The following is a 24,563-nucleotide window of genomic DNA, read 5'->3' as shown; positions in this document are numbered from 1 at the left end:
CGCCTGCCGCGGCGTCGGTCTCGAGTATCCGGAGGATGAAGTCGCAGGGCGCGCGCCTTGTGACTTTACGCCGCAAATACTCATATGCCGGTGCCGCCCGAGATGAGCTTGCCGGTCTTTCTCGCCGTGATGCTCGCAGCCCTCCTGCATGCCAGCTGGAATGCGATGATCAAGCTCGGGGCTTCCAAGCTCGCGGGCATGGTGATCCTGACGCTGGTGCAGGGGGGCTTGGGCCTTGCCGTGGCGCTGACGCGGCCTTGGCCCGCAGCCGAGGTCTGGCCGTGGATCGCCGGGTCGGCGCTGTGCCATGCGACCTACAACACGTTTCTCGCCATGGCATATGACCATGGCGACCTGAGCCGGGTCTATCCGATCGCGCGCGGGGCCGCGCCGATGGCGGTGCTGGTGGCGAGTGGGCTGTTCCTGTCCGACGCGATCGAACCGCTGTCGGTGCGGGGCGTGCTGGTGCTGGGGCTCGGCATTCTTGGCATGGCGCGCGGCGCGCTGGGCTCCGGCGAAAGCCGACGGCTCATTCCCTATGCGCTGGGTGCTGCGGCGGGCACCGCCGGTTACACGCTGGTCGACGGCCTGGGGGCGCGGGTGTCGGGCGATCCGGTGGCCTATGTCGGCTGGCTCTTCGTGGCCTCGATGCTGCTCTTCGTGCCCATGGGCTTTGCGATGCGGGGCCGGGGTCTTCTTCGGGTGTCGGCGCGGGTCTGGGGGCAGGGCACGCTGGCCGCGCTCGCCTCCTACGGAGCCTATGCCATCGCGGTCTGGGCGATGACGCTGGCGCCGATCGCGTTGGTGAGCGCGCTGCGCGAGACATCGATCCTCTTTGCGGTGCTCATCGGCTGGGCCGCCTTCGGCGACCGGATGGACCGCACCAAGGCGGTTTCGGCGGCGCTCATCGTCTCCGGCGTGGCACTGACCCGGCTTTAGCCGTCCTTGCCATGCACCAGCTGTTGCGCGGCACCTGCGGCCAGCAGGTAGACCGAAGTGACGACAAGGCCCCAATGCGCCCAGCTCGCCGGGTCGAAATCGACCCAGGCGCCCAACCCGCGAAGAAGGTCCACGCCAGCGCCATCGGCAGCGACACCGCGCGCCAACGCTTGGTGCGCACGGGGTGGATGAATTTCACCGGCAGGAACATGGTGATCGCCAGCACCACCACCAGCGCGAGGATGATCCAGAAGTTGGGCGAGAGCGCGAAGAGCACCAGGATCAGCATGTTCCAGCAGCCCGGAAACCCTTGGAAGGAATAGTCCTTGGTCTTCATGCGGCTGTCGGCGAAGTAGAGCGCCGAGGCGAAGGTGATGACGATGATCGCCATCCAGCCGGTCCAGCCCGGCAGTAGCCCTGATTCGAACAATGCGAAGGCGGGCACGAAGACATAGGTGAGATAGTCGATGATCAGGTCGAGCAGCACGCCGTCGAAGATCGGCGCGTTGCGCTTCACGTCGTATTTGCGTGCCAGCGGCCCATCGACGCCGTCCACCGCGAAGGCCACGACCAGCCACAGGAACATCATGCTCCAATCGTCCTGCACCGCCTCCAGCATGGCGAGCATGGCGAAAACCGCGCCTGTGGCGGTGAAGAGATGGACCCCGAGGGCCTTGCGTGCGTCAGTCATGCCGTCCCTCTTGGCCGAAACCGACGGCAGGTGCAACGCGGCTCAGGCCTGTAGATCTCAGGCCCGTGGATGGGCGCGATCATAGATCTCCATCAGCCGGGCCGCGTCGACCGCCGTATAGGTCTGAGTCGTCGAAAGCGATGCGTGGCCCAGAAGTTCCTGAATCGCGCGCAGATCGCCGCCCGCGCTCAGCAGATGCGTGGCAAAGCTGTGACGCAGCGCATGCGGTGTCGCGGTCGAGGGCAGGCCGAGCTGCAGCCGCGCCATCTCCATCGCCTTCTGGATCGGACGCGGGCCCAAGGCCCCGCCACGCACGCCGCGAAACAGCGGCAGGCCCGCATCCATCGGGTGCGGGCAGAGCTTCACGTAGTCCGAGACCGCCTTTCGCGCGACCGGCAGCACCGGCACCAGCCGCTCCTTGCCGCCCTTGCCGGTGATGCGCAGCGTCTCGGGCAAGGGCACCTGCGCGCCGCTGAGCGACAGCGCCTCGGAGATGCGCAGGCCGCAGCCCCACAGCAGCGTCACCACCGCCGTGTCGCGCGCCGCGACCCATGGCTCGCGCGATTGCAACTCCACCGCCTCCAGCACGCGGGCCGCCGCCTCTTCGTCGAGCGGGCGCGGCAGCCGTGCCTTCATGCGCGGCGCGCGGGTCGAGAGCACGGCGGTGGGTTCGAACCCCTCGCGGACCGAGAGCCAGCGATAGAAGGACTTCACCGCCGAAAGCGCGCGCGCGAGGCTGCGCGCCGAGAGGCCGCGCGCGCGCTCATGCGCCATCCATGCGCGCATGTCCGACACCGTGACCCGTGCGATGGCCCCGAGGCCCTGCGCCTCGGCGTGATGGCCCTGCATGAAGGCGAGAAACCCCAGAACGTCGCCCTGATAGGCGGTAAGGGTATTCCGGGCGGCGTCGTTCAAGGCCCGCTCATGGTCGAGCCAGCGGCCCATCGCATCGGTGAGCGCGGGTGAGATCACGACAGCCAGCGCCGCATCTGCCGCTCGAACACGCCGGCGAAAAAGCCCATGAGATCGGTCGCCTGTGACGGCGAGAAGCGCGCCGCGTCCGAGGCACCGAGCAGAAGCATGCCCGGCAGGCGGCCCGGCCCGAAATCGAGCTTGAGGCAGGCCTCTGACAGGATGTCGGGCGCGCGGGCGCATATGGCCCGGCCTCCTGCGGCTCGACCGGGCGCAGCGACACCTGCCGCACCGGCACGTTGCGCCCTTGGGTCGCGTAATCGGCGACGAAGCCCGGCTCGGCCACCGACAGCACGTCCGACAGCCGCGCGATGGCGGGGTCGTCCTCCGGGCTGGCGGTTTCGAGCACGAGACGCACCACGTCGACGCGCAGCATGTCGGCCACCTCGCCCGAGAGATCCTGAAGGAAGGTCTCGAAACGGGTCGCGTCCATCATGCGCAGTACGGCGCGGTGGATCTGGTTGGTTCCGGCAAGGTTCTCATAGGCCGCCGCGATCACCGAACGGTGCGTGTCTTCGAGCCTGTCGAGCCGCGATTGCAGCCGCTCCATGGCGAGGCCGCGCAGATCGACGACATTCGCGCCCTTGGCCTCGGCGTCGGCCTCGACGAGGGCGCGCATGATCTCGGGATCGTCCAGCAGGCGGGCGGGGTCGGCAAGGATCCGGCCGCGCAGCCCGTCATCGTCATCGGGCAAGGTATCATCGGTCATCTGGGCGGGTCCGGGCTGTCGCATCCCGACCAAGATAGCAGCCGCCGGGGCATGATGCGCCCCGGTGTGGCAAGAATGCGGCGGGGCGCGGCCCGGAAGGCACAGCGCCCCGCCAAGGGGATCAGAGGATCTTCTGACCGGTCTTGGCCCAATCCTTCGTGAAGGCGTCGAGGCCCTTGTCGGTCAGCACGTGGTTCGCCATCGCCTTGATGACGGCGGCAGGGGCCGTCGCCACGTCGGCACCGATCTTGGCGCATTCGCTCATGTGGTTGGCCGAGCGGATCGAGGCGGCGAGGATGTTGGTCTCGAAGCCGTAATTGTCATAGATCGTGCGGATGTCGGCGATCAGCTCGAGCCCGTCCATGTTCAGGTCGTCGAGACGACCGATGAACGGCGAGATGAAGGTGGCCCCCGCCTTGGCGGCCAGAAGCGCCTGGTTGGCCGAGAAGCACAGCGTCACGTTGACCATGCGGCCTTCGTCGGAGAGCACCTTGCAGGCCTTGAGGCCGTCCCAGGTCAGCGGCACCTTGATCGCGATGTTATCGGCGATCTTGGCCAGCTCGCGGCCTTCGGCGATCATGCCTTCGGCGTCGAGCGCCACGGTCTCGGCCGAGACGGGGCCGGAGACGATGGAGCAGATCTCGGCGGTGACTTCCTTGATGTCGCGGCCCGACTTCATGATCAGCGACGGGTTGGTGGTCACGCCATCGACCATACCGAGGTCGCTGAGTTCGCGAATCTGGTCGATCTCGGCGGTATCAACGAAGAATTTCATTTGGTTTCTCCCTGTCTGGTGTCGCGCGCTTTCGCGCGTTTGATGAACTTGCGCCCTCGCGCGCTGGATCAATATTCGTGCCCATGCGTGCTCCACTTGGTGCACGCGCTTCGCGGGGCGGCTTCGCACTCGGTCTAGCAACTGGCGAAGCGGTGGAACAGCACCTTTCCCGGAACAGCACCTTTTCCATATGGGAAGCACAACTGGCGGCGTGAAGGCTGCGACAGCCCGATCCCTTGAAGCCGCGCGGGGCGCGGCGCATGTTGGCGGCTCTTTCCCGCCGACCCGAGGATACCGATCCGCCCATGACATCCCCCCGCTTCGAGCAAGGCGCGCTGATCGGCGTGCTGACGACACAGCCGCTCGACCGGGTGCTTGACTACCGCGCGCCGTCGGGCGGATGCGCCGCCGGAGACCATGTCGAGGTGCCGTTCGGGCCGCGCAAGGTCACCGGCGTGGTCTGGGGGCCGGGGGCGGGCGATTACGATCCCGCCAAGGTGAAGTCCGCGATCCGGGTACTCGACATCCCCGCGATGCGCCCGGCGATGCGCGAGTTTCTGGGCCGTGTCGCGGATTACACGCTGACGCCGATGCCCGCGATGCTACGTCTGGCGACCCGCGCGCCGGGCCTCACCGATCCGCCCGGGATGCGCAAGATCTACCGGCGCGGCCATGGCCAACCGGGGCGGATGACACCGGCCCGCGCCCGGGTGCTCGATCTGCTCGAAGAGCATGACGGCATGGGCTTCATGCTGGGCGAGCTGGCCGAACTGGCGGGTGTCGGTTCCTCGGTGGTCAAGGGGCTGGTGGCCTCGGGCGCCGTGGCCGAGGAAGAGGCGCCGCGCGACGTGCCGTATCCCAGCCTCGACCCGCACATGCCCGGCAAGGCGCTGACCGGCGATCAGGCCACGGCGGCGGCAAGGCTGCGCGAGGGGATCAAGGCCGGACGCTACGGCACCACGCTGCTGAAGGGGGTCACCGGTTCGGGCAAGACCGAGGTCTATCTCGAAGCCGTCGCGGCGTGCCTCGCCCGTGGTCGTCAGGCGTTGGTGCTGCTGCCGGAGATCGCGCTGACGGCGGAGTTCCTGACCCGCGTCGAGGCGCGCTTTGGTGCGAAGCCCGCCGAATGGCATTCCGGCGTCACCACCACCGAGCGCCGGCGCTGCTGGAAGATGGTCGCCGAGAACGGCGCGCAGCTGGTGGTCGGTGCGCGCTCGGCGCTGTTCCTGCCGTTCCACGATCTTGGTTTGATCGTCGTCGATGAGGAGCACGACACCTCCTACAAGCAGGAGGATGGCGTCCTCTACAACGCGCGCGACATGGCGGTGCTGCGGGCGTCATTGGAAAGGGCGCAGGTGGTGCTGGCCTCGGCCACGCCGTCCTTGGAAAGCTGGGTCAACGTGCAGCAGGGCAAATACGCCCGTCTCGACCTCGAAAGCCGCTATGGCCCCGCCGTGATGCCCGAGATGCGCGCCATCGACATGCGCATCGAAGAAGTGCCTTCGGGTAGCTGGATCTCGCCCAGCTTGAAGGGCGCGGTGATGCAGCGGCTTGAGCGCGGCGAGCAGTCGCTCCTGTTCCTGAATCGCCGGGGCTATGCGCCGCTGACGCTGTGCCGCGCCTGCGGCCACCAGATCGGCTGCAAGCATTGCGACGCGCGGATGGTCGAGCACCGGTTCCTCAAGCGGCTGATGTGCCACCAATGCGGCGAGACGGCGCCGATGCCCGAGACCTGTCCGAACTGTGAGGTGGCGGGCAAGCTCGCCGCCGTGGGCCCGGGAGTGGAGCGGATCACCGAAGAGGCGCAGGCGCTGTTTCCCGACGCCCGCGTGACGGTGCTGTCGTCGGACCTGTTCGGCTCGGCCCGCGCGCTGAAGGCGCGCATTCTCGAGATCGCCGAGGGCGCGGCGGATATCGTCGTAGGCACGCAGCTCGTCGCCAAGGGTCACAATTTTCCCAAGCTGACGCTGGTCGGCGTGATCGACAGCGATCTCGGGCTGCAGGGCTCGGACCTGCGCGCCGCCGAGCGGACGTTCCAGTTGATGCGGCAGGTCGCGGGCCGGGCCGGACGCGCGGAGGCGCGCGGCACCGCGCTGTTGCAGACGTTCCAGCCCGAACATCCGGTGATCGGCGCGATCCTGTCGGGCGACGAGGAGGGGTTCTGGGCCGCCGAAGCCGCCGCGCGCCGCGCCGCCGGTGTGCCGCCCTATGGCCGTATGGCGGGGATCGTGATCTCCTCGCCCGACATGCAGGCCGCCTTCGATCTGGGCAATCGGCTGGCGCGGCTCGACGCGCCGTTGCGCCGGATCGGTGCGCAGCTCTTCGGCCCGGCACCCGCGCCCATCGCGCGGGTGCGCGGGCGGCACCGGGTGCGGCTTCTGGTCAAGGCCGAGAAGACCGCGCCGCTGCAATCGGCGCTGGCGAAATGGGCGGCCCAACTGCGGCTGCCCGCGAATTTGCGGCTGGCCATCGACATCGATCCGCAGAGCTTCCTCTAGGCGCGAAGGAGCCGGGGAGGAGCCTTGTCCAAGCGGCCAAGAATTTCGCGCGCCGGGTGACGCTACGTCTCGCCAAGCGGTGCGGGAGGGCCTAATGCTTGCGCATGACACGTATTCCGATGCCCCTGGCCGAGGCCCGGACCCTGCCGCTCTGGCGCAGGCCGACTACACTCCTGTTCCTGATGGCGGTGTTCCCCGCCTATGGCGGGCTTTACTGGTTCGGCTGGGGCGTGATGGTGGCGGCGATCCTCTACGTGATCGACAACGTGTTCTTCGCGCTGGCGCTGGCGCTCAAGACCTACTTCCAGAAGATCGCCGATCCCGGCGACATCGCCCCCACCGCCGCCGTCGCCTTTACCATCAACCACTTTGCCGCCGTGGCTCTGCTCGCGAGCCTCGGCTACCTTTGGCTGGCCGCCCCCGACGCCGTGTTCCTCCTTGCCGCCGCGATGGCGGGCGTGTCGCTGGCGCTGGCGCTGATGATCCCGCGCCATCCGGCACCGGGCCACGAGACCGTGTTCGCGGGGCGGGGGCTTCCCCTCGCGGCCGTGTAGAACTCGGGGGCAGCGATGCCTATATGACGGGCAAGCCACAAGACGAGGAGAGCCCGATGTTCGGCCTGAGTTCGACCAAGACCGAGATGGTCACCCCCGAGAATGCGCTGCCGGGCCGCCCGCAGCCGATCCCGACCGCCACCACCCATAGCGTGCTGGGCACCAAGCTCGACCCCGAGGCGCCCGAGGGCTTCGAGGTCGCGATGTTCGGCATGGGCTGTTTCTGGGGCGTGGAGCGGATCTTCTGGAAGCTGCCGGGCGTGCATTCGACCATGGTGGGCTATGCGGGCGGCTACACGCCGAACCCGACCTATGAAGAGGTTTGCTCCGGGCGCACCGGCCACAACGAGGTGGTCCGCGTGGTCTATGATCCGTCCAAGACCTCCTACGAGGAACTGCTGCGCGTGTTCTGGGAGAACCACGACCCGACGCAGGGCATGCGGCAGGGCAACGACCGCGGCACGCAGTACCGCTCGGGCATCTACGTCTTCGACGAAGGTCAGAAACGCGCCGCCGAAGCCTCGCGCGAGGCGTTCTCGCCGCGCCTGACCGGCGCGGGCTACGGCGCCATCACCACCGAGATCGTCGACGCGCCCGCTTTCTACATGGCCGAGGATTACCACCAGCAGTATCTCGACAAGAACCCGAACGGCTATTGCGGCATCGGCGGCACCGGCGTGACCTGCCCGATCGGCGTCGGCGTCTGAGCGATCGACCCACGACACGGTTACGAGGGGGGCGGCGATTGACCGCCCCCTTCGCTTGCGCCTATGCCGCATCCCAGCCCCTTTGCCCGGAGACCTTCGATGCCCGTCTATACCGCGATCACCAAGCTTGATGACCAGCGCCGCGGCGCGGTGCTGTCCGAGGCGCTCGAAGATCTCGATCCCGCGCCCTACGGCACCGGCGTGTTCGAGATCGAGGACGGCTCGGGGCTCTACGAGGTCACCGCCTATTTCGAGGAGACGCCCGACGCCGTGGCGCTCGACCTGTTGGCGGCGAGCCACGGGGCCGGGCGGTTCGTCGTCTCCGAGGTGCCCGACGAGGATTGGGTCGCCAAGGTGCGCCGTGAGCTGGCCCCGGTCGAGGCGGGACGCTTCTTCGTCTATGGCAGCCACGACGCCGACAAGGTTCCCGAGGGCCGCATTCCGCTGCTGATCGAGGCGGCGATGGCCTTCGGCACCGGGCATCACGGCACGACGCTGGGCTGTCTCAAGGCGCTCGACGCGCAGGCGGCGGGAGGCGCGATGCCCGCGCGCATCGCCGATATCGGCTGCGGCACCGCCGTTCTGGCCATGGCGGCGGCGAAGGTCTGGCCCGAGGCGCGGGTGATGGCCTCCGACATCGACGCGGTGGCGGTCGAGGTGGCCGAGGCCAACCTCGCGGCCAATGGCATGGCCGGACAGGTGGAGTGCCTTGAGGCGGCGGGCTTCGAGCATGAGGCCCTCGAGGCGGCGGCGCCTTTCGACCTTGTCTTCGCCAACATCCTGAAGGGCCCGCTAGTGGCCCTCGCGCCCGAGATGGCGGCCAAGGTGGCGCCGGGCGGGCGGGTGATCCTGTCGGGCATCCTCAACGAACAGGCCGATGCCGTGGAGACCGTCTATGTCGCCAAAGGTTTTGCCCGCGCGGGCCGTGAAAGTCACGGCGAATGGACCACGCTCGACATGAAGCGCGGCTGACAAGCGTGTCGGTGGTAAGGCGGGGGCTAGGCGGGGAACACTTTTCCGCCGGAAACGGACCCCTTTGCCACATTTACGCCATGATCCGGCAATAGTCATGACACCGTGAGGTGGGGGCACCTTGCCAAGGCCGATTGCCATGTCCAGCGTGTCGTACAGCGTCGAAACCCGTTTTCCGCACCCCACAGCGAGACTCCGTCATCCCGACGGCACCGCGATGAGCCGTGTCCATGAGGGCGATCTCGTGGTCCTCGCCCCGTTGCCGCGCGAACGCGGTGTCGGCCTCGTGCTGCTGACGCTGGCGATGTTTCCGATCTTCGCGGCGCTCGGCGCCAAGAGCCTGCTGCTGGCGCGGCTCGATCCTACAGCGCTGGCCGAGATGCTCGCGCGGTTGGAGGGCATGGGCGCCATGGGCCGCGCGCTGGCTTGGCTGTTGCAGCCCGAGGCCGCGAGCATGGCGTTGTCGCAGGCGCTGGCGGGGGCCTTCGGCTGAGACCCCCGCCCGAAGGTCCGTCTCAGTTGGCCGCGTACATGCCTTCGTAGATCGGCGTCAGCGTCTCATGCTCGAAGAGCGAGCTGACCGAGGTGCCGTGCCAGATGTTGAGGATCGCCTGCGCGAACATCGGCGCGGTCGGCACGATGCGGATGTTGGGGGCGTTCTTCACGGCCTCGGTCGGCTCGATCGAATCAGTGATCACCAGCGATTTCATCACCGATTTCTCGATCCGGCTCACCGCCGGGCCCGACAGCACCCCGTGGGTGATGTAGCTGTGCACCTCGGTGGCACCGGCCTCCATCAGCGTCTCGGCCGCCTTGCACAGCGTGCCGGCGGTGTCGCAGATGTCGTCGACGATGATGCAGGCCTTGCCCGACACATCGCCGATCACCGTCATCTCGGCCACTTCGCCGGCCTTTTCGCGACGCTTGTCGACGATGGCAAGCGGCGCGCCGATGCGCTTGGCCAGCTCGCGCGCGCGGGCGACGCCGCCGACATCGGGCGAGACCACCATGACCTCGTCGCGGCGGCCCTTGAAGTGATGCGCCACGTCGAGGGCAAAGATCGGCGCGGCGTAGAGGTTGTCGACGGGAATGTCGAAGAAACCCTGGATCTGGGCCGCGTGCAGATCCATGGTCAGCACCCGTTCGATCCCCGCCTCGGCGATCAGGTTGGCCACGAGCTTGGCCGAGATCGGTGTGCGCGCTTGGCGCGACGATCCTGACGGGCGTAGCCGAAATAAGGGATCACGGCGGTGATCCGCGCCGCCGAGGAGCGCCGCAGCGCGTCGGCCATGATCAAAAGTTCCATCAGGTTGTCGTTGGCCGGGTTCGAGGTCGGCTGGATGATGAACATGTCCTCGCCGCGGACGTCTCATAGACCTCGACGAAAATCTCCTGATCATTGAACCGCTCGATCCGGGCATCGACGAGGCCGACATTCATGCCGCGATGCATCGACATGCGGCGCGCGACGGCTTGGGCAAGGGGCTGGTTGGCGTTACCGGCGATCAGCTTCGGCTCGTTCAGGGTGGGCATCAAGCGGCATCCTTGGCAGGCTTGGGCGGCCCCGGGGCGGGGCGGCGGGAGATTGACACCGCCTAGCACAGCCCTAGCATGGCGCAAACCTGCCCGATGGGGGTGGAGGCCGCGGAGGGCGCACGTGCCGAAGATCGATTACTTTTTTGCGACCTTGTCGCCTTATGTCTACATCGCCGGGCGCAGGCTCGAGGAGATCGCCGCCAAGCATGGCGCCGAGATCACCTATCGCCCGATGGACGTGATGGCGCTGTTCCCGCGATCGGGCGGGCAGCTGCCCAAGGACCGGCACCCGAGCCGGCTCGAATACCGCGCGCAGGAGATGCGGCGTCAGGCCAAGAAGGCGGGGCTGCCGCTGGTGATGCGTCCGGCCAACTGGCCCACCAACGGCGCGCCGTCCTCCTATGCGATCATCAACGCCCAGAAGGCGGGCGGCGGCGACATGGGGGTGCTGGTGCACGCGATCACCCGCGCCTGCTGGGCCGAGGAAAAGGACATCGCGCTCGAACACGTGATCTGCGCGGCGCTTGAGGAGGCGGGCTTCGATCCCGGCCTCGCCGAGAGCAACCTGATGATGGCGGCCGACGAATACGGCCAGAACCTCGACGAGGCGGTGCGGCGCGGCGTGTTCGGCTCGCCTTTCTACATCACCGACACGGATGAGCGGTTCTGGGGGCAGGACCGGCTCGGGGATCTGGACCTGCACCTGTCGGGGCAGCTCTGAGAGCAGGCCCTATCCCAGCAGCGACAGGAACTGCGCCACCCGTGCCTCGCCCAGCGACCAGTCGCAGACGAGGCGCGCGGTGAGGCGTGCCTTCGGGTCGCCCTGCATCGGATCGCCGTCCATTACGTAGAAATCGGCCCCCCCCTCGATCAACCGCCGACAGGTGGCGCGAGGCAAGGTGACGAAGACGAGGTTGGCCTCGGTGGGCCAGACGATTTCGACCTCGGCGTGTCGCTCCAGCCCCGCGACCAACTGTGCGCAGGCGGCGTTGGCGCGGGCGGCGAGATCGCGCCAGAGATCGTCCGCAAGATAGGCCTCCATCTGCGCCGAGAGAAACCGGTGCTTGGAGAACAGGTGCCCGCCGCGCTTGCGCCGCAGCGCGAAGTCCTGCGCCAGCGCAGGGTCGAAGAACACCGCCGCTTCGACCCCGAGGCAGCCGTTCTTGGTGCCGCCGAAGCTCAGCGCGTCCACTCCCGCTTTCCACGTCATCTCGGCAGGCGTGCAGCTCAGCGCCGCCACGGCGTTGGCGAATCGCGCGCCGTCCATGTGGACCCTCTGGCCCCGCGCGCGGGCGAGGCCGCCGATGGCGCGGATATGGTCAAGCGCATAGACGCTGCCAGTCTCGGTCACCTGGGTGATCGAGATCGGGCCGGGCTGGGCGTTGTGGAACGAGCGCGCGCCCGGCGCGCCGATCGCCCGCTCCAGATCCGCATTCGACATGCGTCCGTTGGGGGCAGGCACGAGGGAGAGCTTGGCGCCGCCGGTATAGAATTCGGGGGCGTTGCCCTCGTCATGCTCGATATGCGCATGCTCCGAACAGAAGATCGCATCCCAGGGCCGTGCCATGCAGCCCAGTATCAGCGAATTGGCCGCCGTGCCGGTCGCGACGAGATGCACCTCGGCGGACGGAGCCTCGAAGATTTCGCGGATGCGGTCCCGCACCCGCTCCATCGCGCTCTCCGAGCCATAGGCGCGCTGGTAACCGTCATTGGCCCGCGCCACGGCATCGAGAATGGCGGGATGGGCGGGACCGGCGTTGTCGGAGGCGAATTGCATCAGACGGGCTCCTCGATGATGTGGTCCTCCCAGTCGTCGTCATCGACCTGGGTCTCGGGCACGGTACGGTGGATCATCGACACGCCCGCGCGGTGCACCGCCTGCCGGTCGCCCGAGACCAAGTGATGCCAGCCGTGAAGCGGGCGGCCCTCGGCGCGCAGCCGGTAGGCGCAGGTCTGCGGCAGCCAATACATCGTCTCGGCGATCTTTTCAGGCGTCAGCACGATGCATTCGGGCACGTATTTGTGCCGTGTCTCGTATTTCGAGCACAGACAGGTGGATCCATCGAGCAGGCGGCACGACACCCGCGTCAGCGCGACCTCGCCGGTGTCCTCGTCCTCGATCTTGTTGAGGCAGCACTTGCCGCAGCCGTCGCAGAGCGCCTCCCATTCCTGGTTGTCGAGCGACTCGATCGGCAGCTCCCAGAACTTCTCACGCATCGGCCAGCACCTCGCGCGCACGGGCGCAGTCGGCGTCCATCTGGGCGATCAGGGCGTCCAGCCCGTCGAACCTTTCTTCGCCGCGCAGGTAATCGACCAGCGCCACCGAGATTTCGGCGCCGTAGAGATCGCCGGAAAAGTCGAAGAGGAATGTCTCGCAGTTGGGCTGGTTTTCCCCGAACATCGGCCGCACGCCGATCGAGGCGGCGCCGTCATAGCTGCCCGCATGCGGGCCGTTCAGGACGTCGATCTTGACGGCATAGACACCAAAGCGCGGCATGTGCAGACCGGCTACCCCCATGTTGGCGGTCGGATAACCCAGCTCGCGGCCCCGCTTTTCGCCGTGGATCACCTCGCCCTCCAGCCGGTGCCAATGGCCCAACATCGCGGCGGCGTCGCGGGGACGCCCCTCGCTCAGGGCGTGACGGATCGCGGTGGAGCTGACCTCGCCCGCCTCGAGCGCGATGAGCGGCGAGACGGTGACGCCGAAGCCGTGCTCGGCCCCGAGCGCCTGCAGCATCGCGGCGTCGCCCGCGCGGCCCTTGCCAAAGCGGAAATCGGCGCCGATCACCACATGGCGCAGCCCGAGGCCGCGGGCGATCACCTCGCGCGCGAAAGCGTCCGGCGTCAGCGCCGCAAGCTCAGCATCGAAGGGCAGCTCGAACAGCCGTTCGACGCCGATCTTCTCGAGCCGGTGGGCGCGGGCGGTGCGGTTCATCAGCCGGAAGGGCGGGGCGTCGGGCGCGAAATACTCGCGCGGATGCGGCTCAAAGGTCATCACGCCCAAGGGAGCGTTCAGGCGCGCGGCCTCGTCGCGGGCGAGGTCGATGACGGCGCGGTGACCGAGATGGACGCCGTCGAAATTGCCGATGGCCGCGGCGGCGCCGCGGTCGGTGGGGGTGAGGCCGGAAAAGTCGCTCAGGATGCGCATGGCGCCTTGGGTAGCCGCGAGGCGGGGCGCGCGCAAGCGGGCGCGCGCCCCCATCGTCTCAGCGCAGGAAGCCCATGGCATAGGCCGGGGCCTGCCGCTCGTCCTTCAGATGCGCCTCGAGCTTGCCTGCGTCGGGCTGACCGCCCGGCGCGGTGCCGGTTTCCTCGGCTGACAGCCCGCCGGTGATGAACAGCCCGTCCAGACCGGCATTTGCCGCGCCCGCTACGTCGGTCTGCGGCCCGTCGCCGATGCAGATGATGCGGTCGTCGGTGACGCTCGGGTCGATCTCGGCGAGGCGACGCCGCGCCAGATCGTAGATCGGTGCGTGCGGCTTGCCGAAATAGAGGCTCGTGCCGCCCATCTCGGTGTAGAGCCGCGCCAGAGCGCCGGCGCACCAGACCCGCTCATTGCCGCGATCGACGATGATGTCGGGGTTGGCGCAAAGCAGCTTGAGCCCACGCGCGACCGCCTTCTCGAATTGCGGGCGGTAGATGTCGGGATCGGCGTGTTCGTCCTCCGGGCCGCAGCAGACGATGCCTTCGGCCTCGTCGAGATCGGTGCGGGTGACCGCGACCGGGTCCTTGACGATCTTCAGGGGTTCGAAGAAGGCCTCGTCCCGGTCGTCGCCGATGAACCAGACCTGTTCGCCGACCACGCCCTCATACATCGCGGCGCGGGCCGAATCGCCGGAACTCGCGATCGAATCCCAGCAGTCGCGCGGCACGCCGAGCCCTTCGATCTGGTCCTCGACCGAGGCGCGCGGACGCGGCGAGTTGGTGACCAGGATCACCTTGCCCCCGCCCGCGCGAAAGCCGCGCATCGCGGCGACCGCGGCGTCATGCGCGCGCAAGCCGTCGTGCATGCAGCCCCACAGATCGACGAAGGCCGCGTCATAGCCGCCCGAAATGTCGGTGAAGCTCTCGATGATCCTGGTCATGCGCCTCAGACCTTCAGCACGGGGATGATCTGCTTCTTGCGGCTCATCACGCCGGGCAGCACGACGCTGTCGCCCGAAACGGTCGCGCCGAAGCTTTTCTCGGCGATCGCCTTCACCGCGTCGTTGGGGATGAGCATCGTCGCCTCTTCCTTGAGGATGTCGACGACGAACAGGAGCACCTCGTCGGCGCCGTCCTCGGCCGCGACCTTGGGCATCGCCTCAAGCAGCGCCGCCTTGCGCGACAGCACCTGATCGGGCGAGGTGGTCTCGAGCACGCTCACGCGCAGCTTCTTGCCCTCGACGGTGGTCTCCTTGCTGTCCATGCGCAGCAGCTCGGCTTCGGAGAAGGCGGAGACGTCGGACTTGGCGGCGAACATCTCGCTCGCATAGCCGGAGATGTCGACGCCGAGATCGGCGGCCAGACGCTCGGCCAGCGCCTTGTCGGCCGGGGTGGTGGTGGGCGAGCGGAATTCCAGTGTGTCGCTGAGGATGCACGACAGCATCAGCCCCTTGATGCCTTCGGGCATCTCGGTGGCGACGTGGCCCATCAGCTCGTGCATGATGGTGGCGGTGCAGGCCACGGGCTTGATGGTGATGTCGATCGGGCCCTTGGTCTCGAGGCCGCCGAACAGCTTGTGGTGGTCGATGATCGCGAGGATGTCGGCCTTGTTGATCGAGGCGGGCAGCTCGGCGGGGTTGTTGGTGTCGACGAGGACGACCTTCTGACCCTCTTCCACGTCGTCGATGATCTGCGGCAACTCGAAGCCCCAGCGCTCGGCCACGAAGCTGGCTTCGGTGTTGGGCGTGCCGAGAAGGCGGGCTTCGGCGGTTTCGCCGCGCTGACCGAGATACCAGGCCCAGATGAGCGGCGAGCCGGTCGAATCGGTGTCGGGCGCTTGTGGCCGAAGACGAGCGTGGTCATGGGGAGATCCTTCGCAGAAATACGGGTGAACGGGTCGCGCGCCTTATAGGCAGGGGCACGGGGCTTGTCACCCGCCCGACGGATCTCGCGAGAAAGGGTGGGGAGGGGCGGTGCGGATCTCCACGCCGCCCCCCCGTGTCACCGCGCAGGCTCCGTCTTGGGCCTGCGATCCAGCAGCGCCCGCAGGCGCGGCCAGACGCCCCGGCCCCGGTGCGGGGGGCGGGGAGATCGTCGCTTGCGGCGCGCTGCACGGCGAGGCCGGTGCCCGTATGCGGTGCGCTCAGATCGAGCCGTCGGGGCCCACCGCGCCGCACGCGGGGCCGCTCCTCCCAAGGAGCGGGGGGTCGGGCTCGGCACGGTGATCGACGATGTAGGATGGGGGATGCATTGGGTAATTCCTTTTCATCCATGGGTTGAGTTCTTGGGCATGGAGAACCCATGCCCGGTCGGAACGGCGGCCACGTCTCATCCGTCCGGTGGCGCGGTCGGCGTCACCGGGGGCGGGAAATGGTCGCTGGCGGTCTCGGCCCTAGAGCGGAGAGGCGCGCGGGTAATGGCAGATCAAGGCGCTGCCGGTTCGGCCCCACCATGCGCGCCACGAGGCCCAAAGGGCGGTGCGGCACGCGGCGGGCGAAGCGCGTCGCACGGGACGACGGCAGGCGGCGACCGAAGGATCGGCCACGTCAATACGGGGTGTCATGAAGCAGGACCTGAAGGGGGGGATCGAAATGCGGAAGCGGGGGCGAACCGGCCCTCCGCGACAGACGGTGGCACGGCCTCTAGCCGATGAGAGAATATCCTCGAGTCATAAGCCGCCCTCCCGGTCCGGGGTTGTCCTGGGGGCATAGTGCACGGACACGTCCCCGTGAGAACTCCTTTTCTCAAAATTCTCATACGCGCGCGCGAGGCGTGACATTTGCGCGTGCCATGCCGCTTGACAGCTCCGTGAGCCCTGCTTACCTCTCCCGGTGTTGGCACTCACCAGATGGGAGTGCTAATGCCTCCGAGTTCGGGGGCATGAGAACACATATACTGCTGAGGAGCTGCAGAGATGGCATTCAAACCGCTTCACGACCGGGTCCTGGTGCGTCGCGTCGAGGGCGAAGAGAAGACCAAGGGCGGTCTGATCATCCCCGACAACGCCAAGGAAAAGCCGGCCGAGGGCGAAGTGATCGCCTGTGGCGACGGCGCCCGCAAAGACAATGGCGAACTGATCGCGATGGCCGTCAAGGAAGGCGATCGCGTCCTGTTCGGCAAGTGGTCCGGCACCGAGGTCACCGTCAACGGCGAAGAGCTGCTGATCATGAAGGAAAGCGACATCCTCGGCGTCATCGCCTGAGATCCTCGCTGACCTTCTCCACCTGAATTCAGATCAAGGAGCACTCACATGGCTTCCAAGGACGTCAAGTTCGACACCGATGCCCGCAACCGCATGCTCAAGGGCGTCAACACGCTCGCGAACGCGGTGAAGGTGACCCTCGGCCCCAAGGGCCGCAACGTGGTCATCGAGAAATCCTTCGGTGCGCCCCGCATCACCAAGGACGGCGTCACCGTCGCCAAGGAGATCGAACTCGAGGACAAGTTCGAGAACATGGGCGCACAGATGGTGAAGGAAGTCGCTTCCCGCACCAACGACGAAGCGGGTGACGGCACCACCACCGCCACCGTGCTGGCCCAGGCCATCATCAAGGAAGGCCTGAAGTCGGTCGCCGCCGGCATGAACCCGATGGACCTCAAGCGCGGCATCGATCTCGCCACCGCCAAGGTCGTCGAGGCGATCCGCGCCGCCGCCCGTCCGGTGAACGACAGCGACGAAGTCGCCCAGGTCGGCACCATCTCGGCCAATGGCGAAGCCTCGATCGGCCGCCAGATCGCCGATGCGATGCAGAAGGTCGGCAACGAGGGTGTCATCACCGTCGAGGAGAACAAGGGCCTCGAGACCGAGACCGAAGTCGTCGAGGGCATGCAGTTCGATCGCGGCTACCTGTCGCCCTACTTCGTAACCAACCCCGACAAGATGATCGCCGATCTCGAAGACTGCATGATCCTGCTGCACGAGAAGAAGCTTTCGTCGCTGCAACCGATGGTGCCGCTGCTCGAGCAGGTGATCCAGTCGCAAAAGCCACTGCTGATCATCGCAGAAGATGTCGAGGGCGAGGCTCTGGCCACGCTCGTCGTCAACAAGCTGCGTGGCGGCCTGAAGATCGCCGCCGTCAAGGCGCCGGGCTTTGGTGATCGTCGCAAGGCCATGCTGCAGGACCTCGCGATCCTGACCGGTGGCCAGGTGATCTCGGAAGATCTCGCATGAAGCTCGAGAATGTCACCATGGACATGCTCGGCACCGCCAAGAAGGTGACGATCACCAAGGACGAGACCACCATCGTAGACGGCCATGGCGAAAAGGCCGAGATCGAGCTCGCGTTTCCCAGATCCGCACCCAGATCGAAGAGACCACCTCGGATTACGACAAAGAGAAGCTGCAGGAGCGTGTGGCCAAGCTCGCCGGTGGCGTCGCCGTCATCCGCGTTGGCGGCATGACCGAGATCGAGGTCAAGGAACGCAAGGACCGCGTCGATGACGCGCTCAACGCGACCCGCGCCGCGGTTCAGGAAGGCGTGATCGTCGGCGGCGGTGTCGCCCTCGTGCAGGCCGGCAAGTCGCTCGAAGGTCTGACCGGTGACAACTCCGACCAGAACGCCGGCATCACCATCGTGCGCCGCGCTCTCGAAGCGCCGCTGCGCCAGATCGCCGAGAACGCCGGCGTCGACGGCGCCGTAGTGGCAGGCAAGGTCCGCGAGTCGACCGACCTGACCTTCGGCTTCAACGCGCAGACCGAAGAATATGGCGACATGTTCAAGTTCGGCGTGATCGACCCCGCCAAGGTGACCCGCACCGCGCTCGAGGACGCAGCCTCGGTTGCCGGTCTGCTGATCACCACCGAAGCCATGATCGCCGACAAGCCCAAGAAGGACGAGGGCGGTGCCCCGGACATGGGCGGCATGGGCGGCATGGGTGGCATGGGCGGCATGATGTAATCTGCCGCGATCTCACCGATCCAAAAGGGAAGGGGGCCGAAAGGCCCCCTTTTCCCGTTTGCGCAACCCCCCTTGCTCCCGGTGCATGCGCACGGCATGGATCGGGCGGTCCGTGCCAGTCTGCGCCGGTTCCAAGGGGAGTCTCCATGCTGTTCTTCGTCACGCTCACCGTCGCGGGCGTTCTCGCGGGCGCGCTCAACGCCGTCGCGGGCGGCGGCACCTTCCTGACCTTTCCGGCGCTGATCTGGCTCGGCGTGCCGCCGATCGCGGCCAACGCCACCGCCACCATCGGCGCGCTGCCGGGCTATGCCAGCTCGGCTTGGGGCTACCGATCGGACGTGGCGGCCGAGGGCACGCTGGAGCTGCGCGCGATCATCGGGCTTGGAGCCTTGGGCGGTCTGCTCGGCGCGGGGCTGCTGCTGGTGACGCCGGGCGCGGTGTTCGAGGGGCTGGTGCCGTGGCTGCTGCTGGTTGCCACGCTGCTTTTCGCTGCGGGCCCGCGCGTGCTTGCCTTCGTGCGGGCCCGCGGTTTCGGCCCGGCGGGGCCGGTGCTGTCGGGGGCTGCGGTGCTCGCGGTGTCGATCTATGGCGGCTATTTCAACGGTGGGCTGGGCATCCTGCTTCTGGCCATGTTGGGTCTCATCGGCTTCGTGAACCTGCACGGCATGAACGGGCTCAAGGTGCTGCTCTCGGCGGTGCTGTCGCTGGTTTCGGCGGCCGCTTATGCCGCCGCCGGGCTGATCGAGTGGGACGCGGCGCTAATCATGGCGGTGGCGACGACCATCGGCGGCTATCTCGGGGCGCGCGGGGCGCGGCGCGTGCCGATGCCGCTCCTGCGCATCGGCATCACCGGGGTCGGGCTGGTGATGACGGTGCTGTTCTTCGCGCTCTAGAGCACGATCGGCTCCAACGGGTCATAGCCCGGTGCATCCGCATCCTGCCACGCCACGGCGGCGAGACTGTCGGGTTTGACCCGCAGTTTCGCCATCTCGTCCCGCGTGACCCATCGCCGGTGACTGACGATACCCTCTGGATCGATCCAATCGCCGAAGGGGTCGCCCGAACGTATCTCGCAGCGGAAATAAAGATCGACCTGGTGAAAGCCGCGCCGCTGGTGGTGGAACTCGTTGACGAGGCAGGGCGCACCCACTTCGATCTCCAGCCCGCATTCCTCGTGCAGCTCGCGCGCTAGGTTGTCGGGCAGCGAGGCATGCGGTTCGACCCCGCCGCCCGGCGCGCACCATAAATCGTCGCGGCCCTTGTAGGCATTAACCAAAAGCAAATGATTCTCGTGCATCAGGATCGCGCGCACGGCGAGGCGGACGGGGGTGCTCATGACGCGACCATGGCCCAAGGCCGCGATCACACGCAAGTGTGGCCTGTCCGGCGCGTGCCGAACGCCTAGATATGCATCATGACACGTCCGCTGATCCTTTTGACCACCTGTCTCGCGCTGCTCGCGGGGTGCGTGCGCGCCGCGCCCGAGGCGGCGTCGGACTGCGTCGTGTTCCTGCACGGCCTCGCGCGCACCGACCTCAGCTTTGCGCCGATGGCCGAGGTGGTCGAAGCCAATGGCTACAAGGTGGTCAATCGCGGCTACCCCTCGACCGAGGCGCGGATCGAGGATCTGGTCGATGCGCTGCCCGACGACGTGCGGGCCTGCGGCGACCGCACCGTGCATTTCGTGACCCATTCGATGGGCGGCATCCTCGCGCGGCTCTGGCTTACCGATCATCGCCCCGCCAAGATGGGCCGTGTGGTGATGCTGGCCCCGCCGAACAAGGGCTCCGAGCTGGTCGATGTCTTCGGCGAGTTCGAGCCGTTCGAGTGGCTCAACGGTCCCGCCGGGCTGCAACTTGGCACCGAGCCGGGGAGCCTGCCCAACCGGCTCGAGCCGCTGCCCTCCTATGAGGTCGGCATCATTGCCGGGGACGCCTCACTCAACCCGGTGTTCTCGGGGCTGATCGAAGGGCCGGATGACGGCAAGGTCTCGGTCGCCTCGACCCGGCTTGAGGGTGCGCAGGATCATATCGTCCTGCCGGTCAGCCACACCTTCATGATGAACAACCCGCTGGTGATGGCACAGGTGCTGACCTTCCTGCGCGAAGGGCGCTTCGACCGATCGCTGAGCCTCGGCGGCGTGCTGTTTGGGCTGAACTAGGGCCGGTCCGGCGCGTTGCATGGGACTACGACCCAGCCGCGCCATTGCGCAATTTTGCCATGATTGGCGGTGCCGCCCGCCGGCAGGGCGACCGCTCGGCACGCTGCATGAATGTGACCGGCCCGCCCCTTGCCAGACAGGGGGCGGGCGCTTCTTATGGAAAGAACATCGCAGGGCAGGGCGCCTTTATGGAGATCCATCTCGAAAAGATCGACGCGGCGCGCAATTGCTACCGCTTCTACGAGATCAGCCTCGAACCCGATCTCTTTGCGCAGACCGCGCTTGTGGTGCGCTGGGGCCGGATCGGCGGGCAGGGGCGGATCCGCATCGCGGGCTCGGGCACGATGCGCGAGGCGCAGGATCTCGCGACGCGGATTCTGCGGCTGCGGCTCAGGCATGGTTACGCGCTGCGCTGACCCCGCCGCGGTCCCGAAGCGTCCCGCGAAATGGGCAAGCGCCCGCCTGCCTGCCCATTAATCGAGCGACGCCGCGCCTGACCGCCTCCCACCCGGGCGCGCGCATGGGTCTTTGCCCGAGGATCGGGCAGATGAGAGCCGATCTCATCGGGGAGGCGGGGCTCTGGCACGACAGGTCAAGGACAGGCTTTCCATCGTCGTGGTCGAACAGGACCGCGATCGGGCGCTGCTGATCGTCGACAGCCTGCGCGAGGCGGGCGATTACGACATCCATGTCATCGGCGAGCAGACCGGTCTCGCCCGGCGCATCTCCGAGCGTGACCCCGACATCGTGTTGATCGACATCGCCAACCCCTCGCGCGACACGCTCGAAGAGCTGACGCTGGCCTCGAGCCCGCTCGACCGGCCCGTGGCGATGTTCGTCGATCGCAGCGAAGCCGGGCTCACCAAGGCCGCGATCGAGGCGGGCGTGTCGGCCTATGTGGTCGACGGGTTGCGGGCCGAACGGCTCAAGCCGGTGATCGACGCCGCCGTGACCCGGTTTCACGTGTTCCGTCAGATGCGCACCGAACTGGCCGCGACGCGCCGCGCGCTCGAAGAGCGCAAGGTGATCGACCGCGCCAAGGGCCTGTTGATGAAGGCGCGCGGCATCGACGAGGGCGAGGCCTATGCGCTTTTGCGCCGTACCGCGATGGATCAGGGGCGCCGCGTGGCCGACGTGGCCGAGGCGCTGGTCACGGCAGCGGGGCTCTTGTCATGAGCATCGCCCTCTCGATCGGTTTCATGCCGCTTGTCGACGCCGCGCCGCTGATCGCCGCGTCCGAGATGGGCTTCGCGCGCGAGGAGGGGCTGGACCTGCGGCTCGAGCGCGCGCCTTCGTGGTCGACGCTGCGCGACATGCTGGCCTTTGGCGGCGTCGAGGCGGCACATATGCTGTCACCGGTGCCGGTCGCCATGGCGCTGGGCTTGGGCGGCGTGTCGGTCCCGCTTTCGGCGGTGTCGGTGCTGGCGGTCAATGGCGACGTGATCGGGGTCAGCCGGGCATTGGCCGAGAGGATGCGCGCCCAAGGGTTCGGCTTCGATTTTTCGGATGCGGTGGCCGCGCGGGCGGCGCTGCGCGCGGCGGCGGGGGCGGGGCTGCGCATCGGCGTGCCGTTTCCCTTCTCCATGCATGCCGAGCTTCTGCACTACTGGCTCTCCGAGCCGGGCGCGCCCGCGATCGACATCCGCACCGTGCCGCCACCCTTGATGGCCGAGGCCATCGCCGCCGGAGAGATCGACGCCTTTTGCGTCGGCGAACCGTGGGGTTCGATTGCGGTGGAGACCGGGGTGGGCGAGTTGCTCTTGCCCGGTGCCGCGATCTGGGCGTTTGCGCCGGCAAGGTGCTCGCGGTGCGCAGCGACTGGGCCGCGCGCGAGGAAGAGACGCTGGGGCGGCTGATGCGCGCGGTCTGGCGCGCGGGCCGCTGGCTCGACCGGCCCGGCAGCCGCACCACGGCGGCCGAGATTCTGGCGCGGCGCGAGCATCTTAACCTGCCCGCCGAGGTGATCGACCGCGCGCTTTCGGGGCGGCTCACCATCTCGTCTCGCGGCGATGCGCGGCGGGTCGAGGGATTCGTTGAGTTTCACGCAGGTGCCGCGAGCTTTCCATGGCGCAGTCAGGCAGCATGGATCGCGCGGCGGCTCGCGAAGCGGGCCGGGCAGGACCCGCAGGCCGCGACGGCACGGGCGCGCGGCGTGTTCCGCACCGATCTCTACCGCCGCCTTCTCGCAGGAACGGGGGCCGAGATGCCCGGCGCGTCGGAAAAGCTCGAAGGCACGATCGAAGCCGACACCCCGGCCGCATCGGAATCGGGGCGGCTGGTGCTGCGGCGCGATCGGTTCTTCGATGGCCGGGTTTTCGATCTTTCGGTCCCCGACTGATCGAAAAAGCGGCAGATCGCAAAGGCGCGACCCGAGACTTCGCTGCCGTGCGGCATCGCCCTTGCAGCACCGCGGCAAAGGCGGCCAGATCTAAACACAGGCCGGGCAACGGGGCACGGTCGACAGTCATCTCCCACCAAGCTGGGTGATCCGAGCAAAGCCGCTCGACTCTTCGCGACCTCCCTCGGGGACGGTCCTGCGAACGGAGTCGGCGGCTTTTTTGATGTTTGCCCGGTACTTCCCCCCGGGCCCTGAAACGGGAACGACGCGCATGAACAGGCTTTCCGCCATCCTCGCCACCACGACCCTTCTGGCGAGCCCCGCCATGGCCGAGATGCTGCCGCTCGAGAAGGACGAGCTGACCTTCGGCTTCATCAAGCTCACCGACATGGCGCCGCTCGCGATTGCTTATGAGCAGGGCTACTTCATGGATGAGGGGCTGTTCGTCACGCTCGAGGCGCAAGCCAACTGGAAGGTGCTGCTCGACGGCGTCATCGACGGCCAGCTCGATGGGGCGCACATGCTCGCCGGTCAGCCTCTCGCCGCGACCATCGGCTATGGCACCGAGGCGCATATCGTCACGCCGTTTTCCATGGATCTCAACGGCAACGGTATCACCGTGTCGAACGCCGTCTGGGACGAGATGAAGCCGAACATCCCCACCGACGCCGAAGGCCGACCGCAGCATCCAATTTCCGCGGAGGCCCTCAAACCGGTGATCGAAAGCTACCGCGCCGAGGGCAAACCCTTCAATATGGGCATGGTCTTCCCGGTCTCGACCCATAATTACGAACTGCGCTACTGGCTCGCCGCCGGCGGCATCGAGCCCGGCTATTATTCCGAGCAGAACACCACCGGCCAGATCGGCGCCGAGGCGCTGTTGTCGGTGACGCCGCCGCCGCAGATGCCCGCCACACTCGAAGCGGGGACGATCTATGGCTACGCCGTGGGCGAGCCGTGGAACCAGCAGGCCGTCGCCATGGGCATCGGCGTGCCGGTCATCACCGATTACGAGCTGTGGAAAAACAACCCCGAGAAGGTCTTCGGCCTCACTGCCGCCTTCGTCGAGGAAAACCCCAATACCACCATCGCTTTGACCAAGGCGCTGATCCGCGCCGCGATCTGGCTTGACGAGAACGACAACGCCAACCGCGAGGAGGCGGTCGAGATCCTGTCGCGCCCCGATTACGTCGGCGCGGACCCGGAGGTGATCGCGGCTTCGATGACCGGCACCTTCGAGTACGAGAAGGGCGATGTGCGCGAGGTGCCCGATTTCAACACCTTCTTCCGTCACCACGCCACCTATCCTTTCTACTCGGACGCGGTGTGGTACCTCACCCAGATGCGCCGCTGGGGCCAGATCGCCGAGGCGAAGGACGACGCTTGGTACGACGAGGTCGCGAAATCGGTCTACAAGCCCGAGATCTATCTCGAGGCCGCGCGGATGCTGGTCGATGAGGGGCTGGCGAATGAGGCCGATTTCCCCTGGGACAGCGACGGCTACAAGGCACCGACGCCCGCCGCCGACATCATCGATGGCATCGGCTATGACGGCCGCGCCCCCAACGCCTATCTCGACACCCTGCCCATCGGGCTGAAGGGCGACCAGACGGTCGTCGGCTTCGAGATTCAGGGCTGACCCGCCGGGGCCCGCGCGGGGCTCCGCCAC

19 protein-coding genes and 7 pseudogenes are annotated in these 24,563 nt (G+C 67.5%); 15 read left to right on the top strand and 11 right to left on the bottom strand.

Annotation, left to right across the window (positions count from 1 at the left end; translation table 11 throughout):
• The first annotated feature begins 102 nt into the window (after positions 1 to 102).
• Complete coding sequence (locus MBELCI_RS06590) at positions 103 to 939, top strand: EamA family transporter (protein WP_045319795.1); 837 nt, start codon at positions 103 to 105, stop codon at positions 937 to 939.
• On the opposite strand, the pseudogene MBELCI_RS06585 reads toward MBELCI_RS06590, so the two are convergent.
• The 4 genes and pseudogenes from MBELCI_RS06585 to fsa form a co-directional block, all read right to left on the bottom strand.
• Positions 936 to 1,630: pseudogene (locus MBELCI_RS06585) on the bottom strand (CDP-alcohol phosphatidyltransferase family protein). The gene MBELCI_RS06590 and the pseudogene MBELCI_RS06585 sit on opposite strands and share 4 nt — an antisense overlap.
• Positions 1,631 to 1,687: 57 nt before the next feature.
• Positions 1,688 to 2,602 carry a tyrosine recombinase XerC gene (locus tag MBELCI_RS06580; RefSeq protein WP_200861253.1) on the bottom strand — a complete coding sequence of 305 codons (915 nt, stop codon included), beginning with the start codon at positions 2,600 to 2,602 and terminating at the stop codon, positions 1,688 to 1,690.
• Positions 2,599 to 3,311: pseudogene (locus tag MBELCI_RS06575) on the bottom strand (DUF484 family protein). The gene MBELCI_RS06580 and the pseudogene MBELCI_RS06575 overlap by 4 nt, the downstream one beginning before the upstream one ends.
• Positions 3,312 to 3,432: 121 nt before the next feature.
• A complete protein-coding gene (gene fsa, locus MBELCI_RS06570; protein ID WP_021693380.1) occupies positions 3,433 to 4,086 on the bottom strand; it encodes a fructose-6-phosphate aldolase in 654 nt (217 codons plus the stop codon).
• Positions 4,087 to 4,391: 305 nt separating this feature from the next.
• On the opposite strand from fsa, the gene MBELCI_RS06565 reads away from it, so the two are divergent.
• The 5 genes and pseudogenes from MBELCI_RS06565 (at position 4,392) to MBELCI_RS06545 (ending at position 9,310) form a co-directional block, all read left to right on the top strand.
• Entirely contained in the window at positions 4,392 to 6,584 is a 2,193-nt protein-coding gene (locus MBELCI_RS06565) for a primosomal protein N' (protein WP_021693379.1), read from the top strand.
• 179 nt (positions 6,585 to 6,763) lie between these two features.
• Positions 6,764 to 7,138 (top strand): annotated as a pseudogene (locus tag MBELCI_RS06560) (MFS transporter); the annotation flags it as partial.
• A gap of 56 nt (positions 7,139 to 7,194) precedes the next feature.
• A complete protein-coding gene (gene msrA / locus MBELCI_RS06555) occupies positions 7,195 to 7,845 on the top strand; it encodes a peptide-methionine (S)-S-oxide reductase MsrA (RefSeq protein ID WP_045319791.1) in 651 nt (216 codons plus the stop codon).
• A gap of 99 nt (positions 7,846 to 7,944) precedes the next feature.
• Entirely contained in the window at positions 7,945 to 8,817 is an 873-nt protein-coding gene (locus tag MBELCI_RS06550) for a 50S ribosomal protein L11 methyltransferase (protein ID WP_021693376.1), read from the top strand.
• Positions 8,818 to 9,034: 217 nt separating this feature from the next.
• A complete protein-coding gene (locus MBELCI_RS06545; RefSeq protein ID WP_021693375.1) occupies positions 9,035 to 9,310 on the top strand; it encodes a hypothetical protein in 276 nt (91 codons plus the stop codon).
• 22 nt (positions 9,311 to 9,332) lie between these two features.
• Here MBELCI_RS06545 and MBELCI_RS06540 read toward each other — a convergent pair.
• Positions 9,333 to 10,350: pseudogene (locus MBELCI_RS06540) on the bottom strand (ribose-phosphate pyrophosphokinase).
• A gap of 124 nt (positions 10,351 to 10,474) precedes the next feature.
• Between MBELCI_RS06540 and MBELCI_RS06535 the strand changes: the two are divergent.
• Positions 10,475 to 11,074 carry a 2-hydroxychromene-2-carboxylate isomerase gene (locus MBELCI_RS06535; RefSeq protein ID WP_021693373.1) on the top strand — a complete coding sequence of 200 codons (600 nt, stop codon included), beginning with the start codon at positions 10,475 to 10,477 and terminating at the stop codon, positions 11,072 to 11,074.
• 9 nt (positions 11,075 to 11,083) lie between these two features.
• On the opposite strand, the gene MBELCI_RS06530 is transcribed toward MBELCI_RS06535, so the two are convergent.
• The 5 genes and pseudogenes from MBELCI_RS06530 to MBELCI_RS06510 all read right to left on the bottom strand — a co-directional run bounded on the left by MBELCI_RS06530 (position 11,084) and on the right by MBELCI_RS06510 (position 15,360).
• Entirely contained in the window at positions 11,084 to 12,130 is a 1,047-nt protein-coding gene (locus MBELCI_RS06530; protein ID WP_021693372.1) for a threonine aldolase family protein, read from the bottom strand.
• Positions 12,130 to 12,570, bottom strand: a complete 441-nt coding sequence (locus MBELCI_RS06525) for a YcgN family cysteine cluster protein (RefSeq protein ID WP_021693371.1) — start codon at positions 12,568 to 12,570, stop codon at positions 12,130 to 12,132. The genes MBELCI_RS06530 and MBELCI_RS06525 overlap by 1 nt, the downstream gene beginning before the upstream one ends.
• Complete coding sequence (locus tag MBELCI_RS06520; protein ID WP_045319794.1) at positions 12,563 to 13,501, bottom strand: bifunctional riboflavin kinase/FAD synthetase; 939 nt, start codon at positions 13,499 to 13,501, stop codon at positions 12,563 to 12,565. Before MBELCI_RS06520 ends, MBELCI_RS06525 begins: the two co-directional genes overlap by 8 nt.
• A 58-nt stretch (positions 13,502 to 13,559) precedes the next feature.
• Positions 13,560 to 14,438 carry a TIGR01459 family HAD-type hydrolase gene (locus MBELCI_RS06515; protein ID WP_021693369.1) on the bottom strand — a complete coding sequence of 293 codons (879 nt, stop codon included), beginning with the start codon at positions 14,436 to 14,438 and terminating at the stop codon, positions 13,560 to 13,562.
• Between the two features lie 5 nt (positions 14,439 to 14,443).
• Positions 14,444 to 15,360, bottom strand: a pseudogene (locus tag MBELCI_RS06510) (manganese-dependent inorganic pyrophosphatase).
• 1,051 nt (positions 15,361 to 16,411) lie between these two features.
• Between MBELCI_RS06510 and groES the strand changes: the two are divergent.
• The 3 genes and pseudogenes from groES (at position 16,412) to MBELCI_RS06495 (ending at position 19,288) form a co-directional block, all read left to right on the top strand.
• Positions 16,412 to 16,699 carry a co-chaperone GroES gene (gene groES, locus MBELCI_RS06505; RefSeq protein ID WP_021693367.1) on the top strand — a complete coding sequence of 96 codons (288 nt, stop codon included), beginning with the start codon at positions 16,412 to 16,414 and terminating at the stop codon, positions 16,697 to 16,699.
• A 48-nt stretch (positions 16,700 to 16,747) separates the two neighbouring features.
• Positions 16,748 to 18,395: pseudogene (gene groL, locus MBELCI_RS06500) on the top strand (chaperonin GroEL).
• A gap of 146 nt (positions 18,396 to 18,541) precedes the next feature.
• The gene (locus tag MBELCI_RS06495) at positions 18,542 to 19,288 is read left to right on the top strand and encodes a sulfite exporter TauE/SafE family protein (RefSeq protein ID WP_021693365.1); all 747 of its coding nucleotides are present in this window, start codon (positions 18,542 to 18,544) and stop codon (positions 19,286 to 19,288) included.
• Here the strand turns inward: MBELCI_RS06495 and MBELCI_RS06490 are convergent.
• The gene (locus tag MBELCI_RS06490; RefSeq protein WP_045319793.1) at positions 19,285 to 19,731 is read right to left on the bottom strand and encodes an NUDIX domain-containing protein; all 447 of its coding nucleotides are present in this window, start codon (positions 19,729 to 19,731) and stop codon (positions 19,285 to 19,287) included. The two genes, MBELCI_RS06495 and MBELCI_RS06490, sit on opposite strands and share 4 nt — an antisense overlap.
• A 78-nt stretch (positions 19,732 to 19,809) precedes the next feature.
• Between MBELCI_RS06490 and MBELCI_RS06485 the strand changes: the two genes are divergently transcribed.
• From MBELCI_RS06485 to MBELCI_RS06465, 5 genes and pseudogenes are all read left to right on the top strand, one after another.
• The gene (locus tag MBELCI_RS06485; protein WP_021693363.1) at positions 19,810 to 20,556 is read left to right on the top strand and encodes an alpha/beta fold hydrolase; all 747 of its coding nucleotides are present in this window, start codon (positions 19,810 to 19,812) and stop codon (positions 20,554 to 20,556) included.
• 188 nt (positions 20,557 to 20,744) lie between these two features.
• The gene (locus MBELCI_RS06480) at positions 20,745 to 20,972 is read left to right on the top strand and encodes a WGR domain-containing protein (RefSeq protein ID WP_021693362.1); all 228 of its coding nucleotides are present in this window, start codon (positions 20,745 to 20,747) and stop codon (positions 20,970 to 20,972) included.
• Positions 20,973 to 21,171: 199 nt separating this feature from the next.
• Positions 21,172 to 21,732 (top strand): ANTAR domain-containing response regulator, encoded by a 561-nt coding sequence (locus tag MBELCI_RS06475; protein ID WP_021693361.1) that lies wholly within the window; start codon positions 21,172 to 21,174, stop codon positions 21,730 to 21,732.
• A pseudogene (locus MBELCI_RS06470) lies at positions 21,729 to 22,894 on the top strand (ABC transporter substrate-binding protein). The gene MBELCI_RS06475 and the pseudogene MBELCI_RS06470 overlap by 4 nt, the downstream one beginning before the upstream one ends.
• Before the next feature lie 271 nt (positions 22,895 to 23,165).
• Entirely contained in the window at positions 23,166 to 24,533 is a 1,368-nt protein-coding gene (locus tag MBELCI_RS06465) for a CmpA/NrtA family ABC transporter substrate-binding protein (protein WP_021693359.1), read from the top strand.
• Positions 24,534 to 24,563 lie beyond the last annotated feature (30 nt).

Origin of the sequence: Limimaricola cinnabarinus LL-001 (assembly GCF_000466965.1) — a bacterium.
Lineage (GTDB): Bacteria > Pseudomonadota > Alphaproteobacteria > Rhodobacterales > Rhodobacteraceae > Limimaricola > Limimaricola cinnabarinus.
The sequence above is the reverse complement of the archived record's forward strand: the minus strand, read 5'-3'. Positions and strand labels throughout refer to the sequence as shown.

What these genes read in the sequence shown, in the direction of transcription:
- MBELCI_RS06590 (WP_045319795.1), top strand. Translation starts at nt 103, where the DNA reads ATGAGCTTGCCGGTCTTTCTCGCCGTGATGCTCGCAGCCCTCCTGCAT.
- fsa (WP_021693380.1), bottom strand. Translation starts at nt 4,086, where the DNA reads ATGAAATTCTTCGTTGATACCGCCGAGATCGACCAGATTCGCGAACTC.
- MBELCI_RS06565 (WP_021693379.1), top strand. Translation starts at nt 4,392, where the DNA reads ATGACATCCCCCCGCTTCGAGCAAGGCGCGCTGATCGGCGTGCTGACG.
- msrA (WP_045319791.1), top strand. Translation starts at nt 7,195, where the DNA reads ATGTTCGGCCTGAGTTCGACCAAGACCGAGATGGTCACCCCCGAGAAT.
- MBELCI_RS06550 (WP_021693376.1), top strand. Translation starts at nt 7,945, where the DNA reads ATGCCCGTCTATACCGCGATCACCAAGCTTGATGACCAGCGCCGCGGC.
- MBELCI_RS06545 (WP_021693375.1), top strand. Translation starts at nt 9,035, where the DNA reads ATGAGCCGTGTCCATGAGGGCGATCTCGTGGTCCTCGCCCCGTTGCCG.
- MBELCI_RS06530 (WP_021693372.1), bottom strand. Translation starts at nt 12,130, where the DNA reads ATGCAATTCGCCTCCGACAACGCCGGTCCCGCCCATCCCGCCATTCTC.
- MBELCI_RS06525 (WP_021693371.1), bottom strand. Translation starts at nt 12,570, where the DNA reads ATGCGTGAGAAGTTCTGGGAGCTGCCGATCGAGTCGCTCGACAACCAG.
- MBELCI_RS06520 (WP_045319794.1), bottom strand. Translation starts at nt 13,501, where the DNA reads ATGCGCATCCTGAGCGACTTTTCCGGCCTCACCCCCACCGACCGCGGC.
- MBELCI_RS06515 (WP_021693369.1), bottom strand. Translation starts at nt 14,438, where the DNA reads ATGACCAGGATCATCGAGAGCTTCACCGACATTTCGGGCGGCTATGAC.
- groES (WP_021693367.1), top strand. Translation starts at nt 16,412, where the DNA reads ATGGCATTCAAACCGCTTCACGACCGGGTCCTGGTGCGTCGCGTCGAG.
- MBELCI_RS06495 (WP_021693365.1), top strand. Translation starts at nt 18,542, where the DNA reads ATGCTGTTCTTCGTCACGCTCACCGTCGCGGGCGTTCTCGCGGGCGCG.
- MBELCI_RS06490 (WP_045319793.1), bottom strand. Translation starts at nt 19,731, where the DNA reads ATGAGCACCCCCGTCCGCCTCGCCGTGCGCGCGATCCTGATGCACGAG.
- MBELCI_RS06485 (WP_021693363.1), top strand. Translation starts at nt 19,810, where the DNA reads ATGACACGTCCGCTGATCCTTTTGACCACCTGTCTCGCGCTGCTCGCG.
- MBELCI_RS06480 (WP_021693362.1), top strand. Translation starts at nt 20,745, where the DNA reads ATGGAGATCCATCTCGAAAAGATCGACGCGGCGCGCAATTGCTACCGC.
- MBELCI_RS06465 (WP_021693359.1), top strand. Translation starts at nt 23,166, where the DNA reads ATGAACAGGCTTTCCGCCATCCTCGCCACCACGACCCTTCTGGCGAGC.